The sequence below is a fragment of the Rhizobium sp. CSW-27 genome (assembly GCF_018760785.1).
Classification (GTDB): Bacteria; Pseudomonadota; Alphaproteobacteria; order Rhizobiales; family Rhizobiaceae; genus Neorhizobium.
Genome location: NZ_JAHHZO010000005.1, coordinates 267,223 through 280,846, shown reverse-complemented (window position 1 = coordinate 280,846; position 13,624 = coordinate 267,223). Strand labels below are relative to the sequence as shown.

Sequence of the window (13,624 nt, the reverse complement as noted above, 5' to 3'; positions counted from 1 at the left end):
CTGCGCCTTTTGTGGGTCGCAGCTGCTTTGGCGTCAACCCCGACGGGTGCAAATCACAGTCCCTGCGGCATTTGGCCCATTTTTTTGAACAATTCCAATTTGAATTTATGACAGCATCGATAAGAGAAAGTTGATTCACATCAAGACCACGGCGAAAAGAGCAAAAAGGGGGCGGCCGAAGCCGCCCCAGTTGCTCGCCTTGGAACTTTCAGAGCGATGCCAGCACCGCCCGCTTGGCCATGACCCGCACCAGATTGGCGCGATACTCGGCCGTGGCATGCAGATCCGACATCAGCATCGCGGGATCGACGGAGACGCCCGCGACTGATTCGGGCGACCAGGCGGCGGAAAGCGCCGCCTCCATCTCCGCCACCCGGAAGACGCCGCTCGAACCGGCACCGGTGACGGCAACACGCGCGCCATCCGCTGTCTTCGCCACGAAGACGCCGGTGATGGCATAGCGGGAGGCCGGGTTCGGGAACTTGGCATAGCCCGCCTTTTCCGGCGCCTCGAAACGGATGGCGGTGATCATTTCCGCCTCCTCCAGCGCCGTGTCGAACATGCCGAGGAAGAAATCGTCGGCCGCGATCTCCCGCCGGTCGGTCACCACGGTGGCGTTCAGCGCCAGCACGGCGGAAGGATAATCCGCCGCCGGATCGTTGTTGGCGACCGAACCGCCGATCGTTCCCATGTTGCGCACATGCGGATCGCCGATCATGCCGGCGAGCTGGCAGATCGCCGGACAGACAGCGCGAAGCGCCGCCGACGCGGCGACATCCGCATGGGGTGTCGCGGCACCGATCCTGACGGAACGCCCCTCGACGGAAACGCCCTTCATATCCGCGATGTGGCGCAGGTCGATCAGGTCCGACGGGGCGGCAAGACGCTGCTTCATCGTGGCGATCAGCGTCATGCCGCCGGACACATAGCGTCCCTCGTCATGCGAGGCGCGCAGATTGACCGCTTCGCCGACGGAGGATGCACGGTGATAGCTGGTAGCATACATGATGGTCTCCTCCTCTTTGCTATTCGGCGGCCATCGGCATGGCGGCGCCCTGCAGGGCGCTCCACACCTTCAGCGGCGTTGCCGGCATGGTCAGGTCATTGGTGCCGATGGCATCGGTGATCGCATTCATGAGCGCCGGCGGCGAACCGATGGCCCCCGCCTCGCCGCAGCCCTTGATGCCGAGCGGATTGCCGGGGCATGGCGTATTCTGGTGCGAGAGCGTGAAGGACGGCAGGTCATCGGCACGCGGCATGGCATAATCCATGTAGCTTGCCGTCAGGATCTGGCCCGTCGCCTCGTCATAGCGCACCTCTTCCAAAAGCGCCTGGCCGATGCCCTGGGCAAGGCCGCCATGCACCTGGCCCTCGACGATCAGCGGGTTGATGATATTGCCGAAATCATCCGCCGCGACGAACTGGATGATCTCCGTCTTGCCGGTTTCCGGATCGACCTCGACCTCCGCAATGTAGCAGCCAGCCGGGAAGGTGAAGTTGGACGGATCGTAGAAGGCGCTTTCCTTGAGGCCCGGCTCCATGCCGGCCGGCAGGTTGTGGGCGGTATAGGCGGCCAGTGCCACCTGGAACCAGGGCAGCACCTTGTCCGTGCCTGCCACCTTCAGCTCGCCGTTCTCGATGACGATGTCGCTCTCGTCGGCCTCCATCAGGTGGGCGGCGATCTTCTTTGCCTTCATCTCCACCTTGTCGAGCGCCTTGACGATGGCCGACATGCCGACGGCACCGGAGCGGGAACCATAGGTGCCCATGCCCATCTGCACCTTGTCGGTATCGCCATGCACGATATTGACGCTGGAAATCGGCACGCCGAGGCGATCGGCCACCAGCTGGGCAAAGGTGGTTTCATGGCCCTGGCCATGACTGTGCGAGCCGGTGAGCACTTCGATGGTGCCGACCGCATTGACCCGGACTTCTGCCGACTCCCACAGGCCGACACCGGCGCCGAGCGAACCGACGGCTTGAGACGGCGCGATGCCGCAGGCCTCGATGTAGCAGCTCATGCCGATGCCGCGTTTCTTGCCGCGCGCTTCCGATTGCGCCCGGCGCGCCGGGAAACCGTCCCAATCCGCCGCCTGCATGGCAGCCGACAGCGAGGCTTCGTAATCGCCGGCATCGTAATTCATGATGACAGGTGTCTGATAGGGGAAGGAGCGGATGAAGTTCTTGCGGCGAAGCTCCGCCGGCGAAATGCCGAGTTCGCGTGCCGCCGTTTCCATCGTCCGTTCCAGGAGATAGGTCGCTTCCGGCCGCCCGGCGCCGCGATAGGCATCGACCGGCACCGTATTGGTGTAGACAGTGCGGACATTGGCGTGGATGGCCGGGATGGCATACTGGCCAGACAGCAGCGTCGCATAGAGATAGGTCGGCACCGCCGACGAGAAGAGCGACATGTAGGCGCCGAGATTGGCGATCGTATCGACCTTCAGGCCGATGATGCGGTGGTCCTTGTCGAAGGCCATCTTCACCTTCGACACATGGTCGCGACCATGCGCATCGGTGAGGAAGGCTTCGGTGCGGTCCGAGGTCCACTTGACCGGCACGCCGGTCTTCTTGGACGCCCAGAGACAGACGATCTCTTCCGGATAGATGTAGATCTTCGAGCCGAAGCCGCCGCCGACATCCGGGGCGATGACGCGCAGCTTGTTTTCCGGCGCGACATTATAGAAGGCGCTCATGACGAGGCGCGCCACATGCGGGTTCTGGCTGGTGGTGTAGCAGGTGAAGTGATCCTCGGCGCTGTCATAGATGCCAAGCGTGGCGCGCGGCTCCATCGGGTTCGGCGACAGGCGATTGTTGTGGATCTCGATCTCGGTGACATGCGCCGCCGCGGCAATCGCCGCGTCGGTTGCGGCACCATCGCCGATCTGCCAGTCGAAGATCAGGTTGCCCGGCGCTTCCGGGTGGATCTGCGGCGCGCCGTCCTGAAGGGCGGCAATCGAGGTCGTCACGGCGGGCAGTTCATCATAATCGACGATGACGGCTTCCGCCGCATCGCGCGCTTCGGCAGCGGAATCCGCCACGACGATTGCCACCGCATCGCCGACATAGCGCACGGTGTCGACGGCGAGCGGCCGCCAGGCGCCCATCTTCATCGGCGAGCCGTCCTTCGAGTGGATCATCCAGCCGCAGATCAGATTGCCGATGCCATCGGCTTGCAGCTGCCTGCCATCCAGCACGTCGATGACACCCGGCATGGCCTTCGCCGCCTCGGCATCAATGCCGGTGATTCTTGCATGTGCATGGGGGCTGCGGACGAAATACGCGAACTTCATGCCCGGAACGACCATGTCGTCGGTGTAGCGGCCCTTGCCGGTGAGGAAGCGCTTGTCTTCCTTGCGGGCCACGCGTGCACCAATACCTTCCATTCCCATTATCGTCTCCTCCAGAAACGAGCGAATAGTGAGTAGCGAATAGCGAATAGGGGAGTGAGAACGCGACGGGCCACGTAGCGGCCAACTATTCGCTATTCGCTACATCCTATTCGCTTCTGTCTATTCGGCGGCCTGCCTTGCGGCGCCGTGCATCTCTTCATTGGCGGCAAGCACCGCCCTGACGATGTTGTGGTAGCCGGTGCACCGACAGATATTGCCTTCCAGCTCGTGGCGCACCGTCGCCTCGTCGAGCGCACCGCCGTGGCGGGCGATCATGTCGACGGCGGTCATCACCATGCCCGGCGTGCAGAAGCCGCATTGCAGGCCGTGATGCTGGTTGAAGGCCGCCTGCACCGGATGCAGTTCGCCCTGTGCGGCGATGCCCTCGATCGTCGTGACGGTGGAGCCGGAGGCCTGCACCGCCAGGATGGAACAGCTTTTGACAGATCTGCCATCCATGTGCACGACACAGGCGCCGCACTGGGTGGTGTCACACCCCACATGCGTGCCGGTCAGCCCCAGCTTCTCGCGGATGAAGTGCACGAGCAGGGTGCGATCGTCGCACTCGCCCGACATCGTCCGGCCATTCACCGTCAACGTCACTTTCGCCATATTGTCCTCCTCCTGCCCCTGTCGACAGGGGCGCGTGTCTCCTCAAACACAGTGCCCATCATTTGCCTTTTTTGGCGGGGGATCAACAGTTACTTTCCGGGCAATTCCCATTTGTCAGGGCACGAGATTGCCATTTTGTTAAGCGAAAGCTGAAAGATGCGTCTGGACTTACGGTTTTCGAATCTTATCCTCCCTTGGAAGCGGGGTTACCTCAGGTGGCCGCAAATCGGGAGCGACCAGTTTCGGAACGGCCAACGCGCACAGCAAAATGGAGAGAGAATGATGAAAAAGGCTTTGGTACTTCTGGTGATGGGCCTCACCGTGGCTGGCTGCACGCAGACGGAAAAGGGCGCGGGCATCGGCGCGGGCACCGGCGCCATCATCGGTGGCCTGGCAACCGGCAATGTGCGCGGTGCAGCCGTGGGTGCGGCCGTCGGCGGCGTGTCCGGCGCGCTGATCGGTTCTGTGTCGGAACAGCCCGGCCAGTGCTACTACCGCGACCGCTACGGCAACCGTTACGTCGACCGTTGCCCGAACTGATCGACGCTCCCTGCCCGGGCGGATCCCGCGGGCACAATAACGGGCCCCGGAGGCAACTCCGGGGTCTTTTCATCGGACCGTGGCAGGATTCCGATATTCAATCGCTGAATACACTGGTAAATTAGCGGGATATCAATCGGGCAATGAACGCCCGCAGGGTGGGAACGCCAACACTGAATACGCGTAACGACATGCAGGGGCCGCCGGGCGCGCGCGCGCTTCGAAGAGCCGCAGTCGCAGCTTTCCTTGCAGCGGGCCTTCTGTCGTGGCCCGGATTCGTGGCGCAGGCGCACGCCTTCAAGCTGTTCGGAATCACCCTTTTCGGCAGCGAGGAGGAGGAGACGGAAGTGATCGATCCCGTTTCCTACAGCGCAACCCTCAGCGCACCGGGCGCAGGCAAGGAACTGGCCGAGCGGCTGGAAAACACCGCAACGCTGGTGCAGGACGCGGAAGAGCCGGTCTCCGGCGATCTCGGCCTGGTGGTGAAGGCACGCGAGGACCGCGAGCGGCTGGTGGCGGTCCTTTACGAGGAAGCCCGTTATGGCGGCGTGGTGCGCATTGCCCTTGCCGGCACAGATCTCGATGAGCTGCCGCCCATCCCACGCTTCGACCACAGCCGGCCGGTTTCCGTTACCATCACCGTCGAGCCCGGTCCCGTCTTCACGCTGGGCTCCGTGCGGCTGGAAGGCGATGCGGCCCGGCTCGATCCGGCAACCTATGGCCTGGTGCCGGGCGGTGCGGCGGGTTCGGTGCGTATCATCCAGGCCGGCGAGCGCATCGTGCGCGACCTGAAGGCGGAAGGGCGACCGCTTTCAAGGCTGACGACGCGTGACGTGGTGGCCGACCATGCCACCCGCACCGTCTCCGTGACGCTTGCCGCCGAAAGCGGCCCGGTCGCCTCGCTCGGCACGGTCAGCGTCAAGGGTGCCCGCGCCGTCTCCTCCGATTTCATCCGCCGCTATTCGCGGCTCGATGACGGCCAGCCCTATTCCCCGGAGCAGTTGAAGAAGGCGGCAGAACGGCTGCGGGCGCTGAGCGCCCTGTCCAGCGTCACCGTGCGCGAGGCCGATCATCTGGCACCCGACGGGTCGCTGCCGCTGACCATCGAGGTTTCGGAGGGCAAGTTCCGCTATTTCGGCGCGGGTGCCGAATATTCCTCGATCGACGGAGCCGGACTTTCCGGCTACTGGGGTCACCGCAACCTGTTCGGCGAGGCCGAAACGCTGCGCATCGAGGGAAAGGTTTCCGGGCTCGGAGCCACCACCGACTACACATCCTTCGACTATACGGCCGGCATCTATTTCACCAAGCCCGGAGCGCTTCTGCCGCGCATCACCTGGGATGCAAGCCTGGTCGCCAAGCGTGAGACGCCCGATACCTATACCGCCAACTCGCTGACGGCGCTTTCCAAGCTGTCCTATGAACTGAACGACCGCGACACCGTGAGCGGCGGGGCCGAGATCGCCTTCAGCGAAAGCGAGGATGCGTTCGGCACCAATACCTATCTCACCTTCGCGCTGCCCTTCACCTTCGAACGCGACGCCCGCGACAACAAGCTGGACCCGATCGAGGGCTTTCGCCTGACCGCTGCCGTCACCCCCAGCTACGAGGCCCTTGGCGGCACCGTCTTCTCCTCCTTCGAGGGTTCGGCCTCGGGCTATGTCGGGCTTGGCGCCGATGACCGGCTGGTGCTGGCGGCCCACCTGGCGGCAGGCTCCGTTGTCGGCGGCGACGGCCTGGAGGACATCCCGACCACCCGGCGCTTCTTTGCCGGCGGCGGCGGCTCGGTGCGCGGCTATGCCTATCAGGAGATTTCGCCCTACAACAATCAGAACGAGGCAACGGGAGGCAGATCCTACACGGTGGGATCTCTTGAAGCGCGTTTCAAAGTGAACGAAAAGATCGGCATCGTTCCGTTTTTCGACGTCGGAACCGTCTCGACCGAAATCGTGCCCGATTTCTCGGATATTCGTATGGGCGCCGGCCTTGGCCTGCGCTATGCGACGCCGTTCGGCCCTCTCCGGCTGGATGTCGCGTTGCCGCTGAACCGCTTTGATGGCGGCAGCCGATACGGTATCTATGCGGGCATCGGACAGTCATTCTGATGTCGCGCGCAAACGAAGATCAGGATAAGCAGAGCCAAGAGGCATCCAAGAGTGAACCCGCGTCCATGACGTCACCATCCCGCACCAGGAGAGGGATCTTCCGCATCGCGCTCGGCGCGGTGACGGTCCTGCTCGTCCTGCTGCTGGCGGCGGTGCTGTTTCTCGGCTTCGTGCCGGCCGGCAACCGGCTGGCGGGACAGGCGATCTCCTCGCTGATCTCCTCGCCGTCGCAGACGATCGAGCTGTCGGCGCCGAAGGGCCTGCTGACCGGCAGGCTGCGCATCGAGAGCGTGCGCCTTTCCGACCGCGACGGCCTGTTTGCCACGGCCGAAGGCATCGCAGTGGACTGGTCGCCGCTGGCGCTTCTCTCCGGCACCTTCCATGCCGACCTCATCGCGATCGACCGGCTGGCGCTGGAGCGGCCGCCGGTGCCCCCGCAGACGCAGCAGAGCAGCCAGACCGCCTCCGGCAGCCGTTTCTCGCTGCCGGTCGCCATTGACATCGACAGCCTGCAGCTGCCCGACATCAGCATCGAGCCCGCCGTGACGGGCCGGCAGTTCGAACTGGCCGCGACCGGGGCGCTGAATGCGACCGACGAGCGCGTCGCGCTGGCGCTGACCGCCCATCGCAAGGACACGCCGAACGCCATTGCCAAGGCAGACATCCTGTTTGCCCCGGCCCAGAACGAACTGAAGCTCGAGGCGCTGGTTTCCGAACCGCAGGGCGGGCTTCTGGCGCGCCTGCTGCATCTGCCGGGCGCCCCCGCCGTGGCGCTGGCGCTCGACGGCTATGGGCCGCTTTCCAACTGGAACGGCCAGCTGCGCGGAACCGTGGACGGCAGGCCGGTGATCAGCATGGACGGCCAGCACATGCTGACCTCCGAGGGCGGTCACCGGGTACAGATCGAAGGCGGCGGCCAGCTGGCCGAACTGATGCCGCCGACGCTTCGCCCGCTGTTTGCCGGGCGCACCGACATCAATCTCGGTGCCGTGATCGGCCGCAACGGCCGCATCGAGATCCGCAAGGGCGAATTCGTGACCGGGGCGATGAAGGTGGCGGCCTCCGGCACCTTCGATCCCTCCGGCGACAACAGCCTGACGGCAAGCGTGACCGCCACGAATGGCGCCGTGGCGATGGAATGGCCGCTGCAGGGCGAACCCCTGCGCTTCGGGCTGGACAACCTCAACTTCACCCTGACGGGGCCTACGGCTTCATCTCGTTTCAACGCAACGGCGGCGCTGCGCTCGGTCTCTGCCTTCGACGCAAGTTTCGGGCAGGTGCGCCTGCAGGCGGAGAGCGAGGATCTCAACCTCTCGGCCTGGAGCGGCAGCATCCGCACCCGTCTCAGCGCCGCACAGGCCCGCTTCGCCAATCCGGATCTCGACCGGCTGATCGACGGACCGATCCGCCTCGACGCGCCGATCCGCCTTGCGCCGCCCGCCATCGGGCTCGACGCGGCCACCTTCGAAAGCGCCAATATTTCCGGGACGATCAGCGGCGCCTACAACCTTTCGCAGAAGACGGTGACCGGCAATCTGCGCATGTCGCTCAATCCGGACGGCCTGCCGGAAATGGTCGGCGACTACGTCAACGGCATGATCGGCTTCGAAGGCTATGTGGATGCCACCATCGGCGGGCGCATGAGCCTCGAAAATCTGGTGGTGAAATCGAGCGTGATCGAGGGCCACGGCAATGTGCTGCTGAAGGACGGAAAGCTGGAGGCCAGTCTTGCCGGCCGCATGCCGGACCTCGCCAAGCTGCGCCCCGATGCCAAGGGAGCCATCGGCTACGACATCCGGATGAACGGGCCGCTCGACGCGCTCACGGCCTCCGCCCAGGTCAATACCGCCGAGGCGCGGCTCAGCGGCCATCTTTTCGAGGCGATCAATCTCAAGCTGCAGGGCGGCATGGCCAATGGCCAGCCGGCCGGCAACGTGACCGCGACCGGCCGCGTCGATGGCAAGCCGATCCATGTGGAAAGCGAGGTTCGCACCGCCGACGGGCTGGTGTCGCTGCCGAAGCTGTTGCTGGAGGCGGGCGGCAACCGGGTGACGGGTGCGCTGTCTTTCTCCGCGGACTACCTGCCCGCCGGCGATCTGCAGTTCCAGCTGCCGGATATCGGCCTTCTGTCGGCGCTGGCGGGCCAGCAGGTGCGCGGCGACCTGACGGGAACGCTGAGGCTTGCCAATGCGGACGGTACGCTTTCCGCGACGCTTGACGCCGGAGGCCAGACCCTGAGCGCCAACGGCATAAGCCTTGCCGCACCGCAGATCGCGCTGAAAAGCGGCGACCTCATGCAGGCACGGATCGCGGGCCGCATCGGTGCCGCGACCGTGGAAGCCGCCGGCCAGCGCGTCGAGGCGCCGCTTCTCACCCTGACCGAGAACGGCGCGACCACCGGCTTTTCCCTTGATGCCCGCTATGCCGAGGCACCGCTTGCAATCGCGGGCGGGCTGACCCGGCAGGACGACGGCATGGCGATCGCGCTTGACCGCTTCACCGCAGCCCCCGCCGGCATTGCGCTGTCGCTCGCCGAGCCCGCCACGATCCGGCTTGACGCAGGGCGGGTGGAGCTTGCCGACCTTGCCTTCACCACCGGCAGCGGACGGGTGGTCATCGATGGCAGCGCCGGCAGCCAGATCAACATCGCGCTGCGCGCCAGCGATGTTCCGGCCGCCATCGCCAACAGCGTTCTGCCCGATCTCGGTGCGGCGGGCGAGATCGGCGGCGCGGTGACGATCGGCGGCACACCGGCCGCACCCGTGCTGCGCTACAGCCTGACGCTGTCGGATGCCTCCGTCGCCGTCCTGCGGCAGCGCGCCATCGCGCCGGTCTCGCTTTCCGCCCGCGGGCGTTTCGAAGATGGCACCGTGACCATCGAGCAGGCCGACCTCGACGGCGAGAACGGGCTCAGCCTCTCCGCCAGCGGCACGATCGGCACCGGCGCACAGCAGCAGATCGTGCTGGGCGTGGATCTCACATCGATCCCGGCAGCCCTTGCCAATGCCCCGCAGCCGGGGCTTGCGGCGCAGGGCACGCTCAGCGGCCGTGCCACGGTGACCGGCACCCTGGCCGCGCCTGTCGCCGATCTTTCGCTTTCGCTCGCCCGCGGCTCGACCGCGCAGACGCGGGCTGCGGGGCTGGGGGCACTGACGGGCAGCGCGAGCGGCCACTTCGAAAACCAGACGCTGCGACTGAATGCGCTGCAGATCGGCGGATCGCGGGGGCTGTCGCTCAGCGCCAGCGGCATGCTCGGCCTGGCGGGCGAGCGTGCCCTTGCCGTCGATGCCCGCTTCTCGGACATTCCGGCCAACCTCCTCGATCTGGTGCGCCCGGATCTCGCGGCCGAAGGCAACCTGTCCGGCACGGCCCGCATCGGCGGCACGCTCGCTTCGCCGACCGCAAGCTTCGACCTGCAGCTCGGCGCGCTCAGCCTTGAACCGACACGTGCGGCGGGTCTTGCCCCGATGCGACTGACGGCGACCGGCCGTTACGGCGAACGGGTTCTCACGCTGGAACAGGCCCGCCTTGCCGGGCAGGACGGGCTTTCGCTCGATGCAGGCGGCACCGTTTCGCTCGGGGAAGCTCCGTCGCTCGACATCTCCGCCCGTTTCGAGGCACTGCCGGCCGCGCTTGCCAATATTGCCCGTCCGGGCCTTGCCGCCAGCGGCACGGCCAGCGGAACGGTTTCCGCCAGGGGCGCCCTCTCCTCGCCGACCGTCGCCTATGACGTCACCGTCAGCGACATCGCCACCAGCCAGAGCCGCGAGGCGGGCTTGCGCGCGCTTGATCTTCGCGCCCGCGGCTCCTTCGAGAACGGTGTGCTGACGCTCGGCGAAACGCGCCTCAGCGATCCGTCCGGCCTGTCCGCCACCGCGGCCGGCCGCATCATCCTCACCGGCCCTCAGGCCCCGGCGCTTGATCTGAACGCCGAGATTGCCGCACTTCCCGCCAATCTCGCCAATGCCGTGCTGCCGGATCTCAATGCCGGCGGCACCGTGTCCGGCACGATCTCCTCGACCGGATCGGCACAGGCGCCGGCGGCACGTTTCGATCTGCGCTGGCGCAATGCCCAGACGCGGCAGACACTGAATGCCGGTCTCGCCGGCCTCACCGTCACGGCGCGCGGCACCCTGCAGGCGGGAACGCTGACGCTCGATGCGGCGGAACTTGCCGGCCCTTCCGGGCTTTCGGCCTCGGCGAAGGGCAGCGTGGCACTGTCGGGCGAGCGGGCGCTGGATCTGACGGCCGCGCTCACCAGCGTTCCGGCCAGCCTGATTTCCGGCTTCGTGCCGAGCCTGGAGGCCGGCGGCACCGTATCCGGCTCGGCGACCATTGCCGGCACGCTCGCGGCACCTGCGCTACGCTACGACCTGCAATGGGCGAACGGTGAAATCCGCCGCCAGGGCGATGCGGGCCTGTCCGGCCTCAACCTGAAGGCCAGCGGCAGCTTTGCCGACGGGCGGCTGACACTCAACCAGACCCGCCTCAGCGGGCCGCAGGGCCTGTCGCTGACGGCGCAGGGCTCCGTGGTGCCCGTCGGCCCGCAGGGACCGGTGCTCGATGTGACGGCCGACATCCACGCCCTGCCGGCGTCGCTGGCCAATGCCTTCGTGCCCGGGCTCGGCGCCACGGGGCGCATTTCCGGCACCGTGACGGCACTGCCGGGCGGCACTGCCAACGGCGCACGCTTCGATCTTTCCTGGGAGGAGGCTTCGCTGGAAAAGACGCGCGCGGCAGGGCTTTCCTCCTTCCGCCTGTCTGCCAGCGGCAGCTATCAGGGTGACCGCCTCACCCTGCAGAAGGCGGAGCTTGGCGGCGCAAGCGGCCTGTCGGTCAGCGCCAGCGGCTCCGTCGGCGTGACGGGCGAGCGGCCGCTTGACGTGAAGGTGTCGGGCGAGGTGCCCTTCGCGCTGCTGGCGGTGCCGCTGGCCGATCAGGGTTTCGTGCTGGAAGGCTCCGCTCGCACCGGCATCACGGTGACCGGCACGGCCACCGCACCGTTGATCGAGGGCAGTCTGACCACCTCCGGCGCCCGGTTGATCGACGTCAAACGCAATCTCGCCATCAACGACATTGCCGGCACGGTGACCTTCAATCGCGACCGGGCGATGATTTCCAGCCTGTCGGGCAACCTGTCGCCGGGCGGTCGCATCGCGCTGCAGGGCTCGGTCGGCATCGGCGGCGATTTCGCGGCCGACCTGCGCCTTGCCCTCAACGAAGCGACCTATGTGGATGGCAACCTGCTGACGGCGACCGTGAACGGCGATCTGACCCTGAAGGGACCGCTGCTTGCAGGCCCGGTGCTCGGCGGACGGCTGACCGTGCTGCGCGCCAACATCACCGTTCCCTCCAGCCTGCCGGCCTCTCTGGCCCAGCTGAATGTGGAGCATGTGCATGCGCCGGCCGATGTGCGCGCACTGCTGGAAAGCATCAGCCCCAAGGACACCAACGGCACCGATGCCGGTATCGGCCTTGACCTGACGCTGGTGGCCCGCAGCAATATCTTCGTGCGCGGGCGCGGCATCGATGCGGAACTCGGCGGATCGCTGACGATTGCCGGCACGGCCGCCCAGCCGAATGTTTCCGGCGCCTTCGAGATGCGGCGCGGCCGCATCGTCATCCTCACCCGCCGGCTCGATTTTTCCACCGGCAAGATCACCTTCGGCGGCAGCCTCATTCCGGTTCTGGATCTTTCCGCCTCCAACACGGTGGACCAGACCACGGTGACCGTTTCGGTGAGCGGGCCGGCCAACGATCCGCAGATCGGCTTCTCCTCCGCGCCGGCGCTTCCGGAAGACGAGGTGCTGGCCCGCCTGATCTTCGGCCAGTCGCTGTCGCGCCTGTCTCCGCTGCAGATCGCGCAGCTGGCGGACGCCGTGACCCAGCTTGCCGGCGGCAGCTCAAGCTCGCTGCTGCAGACCCTGCGCAGCAGCCTCGGCGTCGACGATCTCGACATCAACACCGATGCCAGCGGCCAGACCACGGTTTCCGTCGGCCGCTATCTCAACAACCGTACCTATTTCCAGCTGGAACAGGGCGGCAGTGGCGGCGGCGCGCGGGCCTCGATCAATCTGGATGTCGGGCGCGGCGTGAAGCTGAAGGGCTCGGCCGGCAGCGAAGGCGGTTCCGCCGGCATCTTCTACGAGCGCGAATACTGAGCGGCGAGCCCTGCCCCCTGCCCGCCGCCTGCCAGAAATCGCTGCAAGAACTGAGGCTGAGCGTTCAGCTTTGGGAAACGTTCTTTCATTAGACTTTTCTTCGCGTAAACCCGATGCACGCCCGTCGCATGCCCGGCACGCTCACTCATGGCCAAGGTCGCAAGCGCCAACCGGGGCAGCCAAGGCATCGAAGAACTGGGAAACACATGATGGCTACGACGATCACCACGACAAGCTTCAGCGGCGAGACCCTCGAAATCATCGCGTTCCGGCTGCACGACCAGGAATTCTGCGTGAAGACGACCACGATCCGCGAAATCCGCGGCTGGGCGCCGTCGACGCCGATCCCGCATGCCCCGGCCGACGTAATCGGCGTGATGAACCTGCGCGGCTCCGTCATTCCGATCATCGACCTCGCCTACAAGCTCGGCATGCGCAGCACGGTGGCCAACGAGCGCTCCGCCATCGTGGTCGCAGAGGTGCACAACATGGTGATCGGCATGCTGGTCGATCGGGTATCCGATATCCTGACCATCTCGTCGAGCCAGATCCAGCCGGTGCCGGAAGTCTCCGCCTCCTTCGACAAGTCCTTCTCCGAAGGCATCATCGCCAGCGAGAACGGCATGATCTGCTTCCTGAACCTTTCCAAGATGTTCAAGGGCGCCGACCTGGACGATCTCGCCGCCTGAGCGGCACCGGGAACGGCAGCGACACTGACAGGCAGCGGCAAACACCGCTGCCTTTTCGCATTTCGGCGGACGTGGCGGCGGCGGTTGATCTGGTGGCGGGCTTGTCCTAGGAAGCAGCACCCTGC

At 66.0% G+C, this 13,624-nt stretch carries 7 protein-coding genes; 4 read left to right on the top strand and 3 right to left on the bottom strand.

What is annotated here, in order from left to right; genetic code table 11:
• Positions 1-208 precede the first annotated feature (208 nt).
• The 3 genes from KLP42_RS12670 to KLP42_RS12660 form a co-directional block, all read right to left on the bottom strand.
• Positions 209-1,006, bottom strand: a complete 798-nt coding sequence (locus KLP42_RS12670) for an FAD binding domain-containing protein (protein ID WP_215567094.1) — start codon at positions 1,004-1,006, stop codon at positions 209-211.
• Positions 1,007-1,025: 19 nt separating this feature from the next.
• Positions 1,026-3,392 (bottom strand): xanthine dehydrogenase family protein molybdopterin-binding subunit, encoded by a 2,367-nt coding sequence (locus tag KLP42_RS12665; RefSeq protein ID WP_215567093.1) that lies wholly within the window; start codon positions 3,390-3,392, stop codon positions 1,026-1,028.
• Positions 3,393-3,512: 120 nt separating this feature from the next.
• On the bottom strand, positions 3,513-4,004 hold the full coding sequence (locus KLP42_RS12660; protein ID WP_215567092.1) for a (2Fe-2S)-binding protein: 492 nt from the start codon (positions 4,002-4,004) through the stop codon (positions 3,513-3,515).
• A gap of 282 nt (positions 4,005-4,286) precedes the next feature.
• Here KLP42_RS12660 and KLP42_RS12655 point away from each other — a divergent pair, with 282 nt between their 5' ends.
• The 4 genes from KLP42_RS12655 (at position 4,287) to KLP42_RS12640 (ending at position 13,499) form a co-directional block, all read left to right on the top strand.
• Positions 4,287-4,544, top strand: coding sequence for a YMGG-like glycine zipper-containing protein (locus tag KLP42_RS12655; RefSeq protein ID WP_215567181.1), 258 nt, complete (start codon positions 4,287-4,289; stop codon positions 4,542-4,544).
• A 191-nt stretch (positions 4,545-4,735) separates the two neighbouring features.
• Positions 4,736-6,649, top strand: coding sequence for an autotransporter assembly complex protein TamA (locus KLP42_RS12650; RefSeq protein WP_215567180.1), 1,914 nt, complete (start codon positions 4,736-4,738; stop codon positions 6,647-6,649).
• Positions 6,650-6,714: 65 nt separating this feature from the next.
• Positions 6,715-12,810 carry a translocation/assembly module TamB domain-containing protein gene (locus tag KLP42_RS12645; RefSeq protein WP_215567091.1) on the top strand — a complete coding sequence of 2,032 codons (6,096 nt, stop codon included), beginning with the start codon at positions 6,715-6,717 and terminating at the stop codon, positions 12,808-12,810.
• 209 nt (positions 12,811-13,019) lie between these two features.
• Positions 13,020-13,499 (top strand): chemotaxis protein CheW, encoded by a 480-nt coding sequence (locus KLP42_RS12640; protein ID WP_215567179.1) that lies wholly within the window; start codon positions 13,020-13,022, stop codon positions 13,497-13,499.
• Positions 13,500-13,624: the final 125 nt, after the last annotated feature.

Bases quoted from the DNA above. Each gene is read 5' to 3' on its own strand.
- KLP42_RS12665 (WP_215567093.1), bottom strand. From the start codon at position 3,392: ATGGGAATGGAAGGTATTGGTGCACGCGTGGCCCGCAAGGAAGACAAG.
- KLP42_RS12655 (WP_215567181.1), top strand. From the start codon at position 4,287: ATGAAAAAGGCTTTGGTACTTCTGGTGATGGGCCTCACCGTGGCTGGC.
- KLP42_RS12670 (WP_215567094.1), bottom strand. From the start codon at position 1,006: ATGTATGCTACCAGCTATCACCGTGCATCCTCCGTCGGCGAAGCGGTC.
- KLP42_RS12650 (WP_215567180.1), top strand. From the start codon at position 4,736: ATGCAGGGGCCGCCGGGCGCGCGCGCGCTTCGAAGAGCCGCAGTCGCA.
- KLP42_RS12645 (WP_215567091.1), top strand. From the start codon at position 6,715: ATGACGTCACCATCCCGCACCAGGAGAGGGATCTTCCGCATCGCGCTC.
- KLP42_RS12640 (WP_215567179.1), top strand. From the start codon at position 13,020: ATGGCTACGACGATCACCACGACAAGCTTCAGCGGCGAGACCCTCGAA.
- KLP42_RS12660 (WP_215567092.1), bottom strand. From the start codon at position 4,004: ATGGCGAAAGTGACGTTGACGGTGAATGGCCGGACGATGTCGGGCGAG.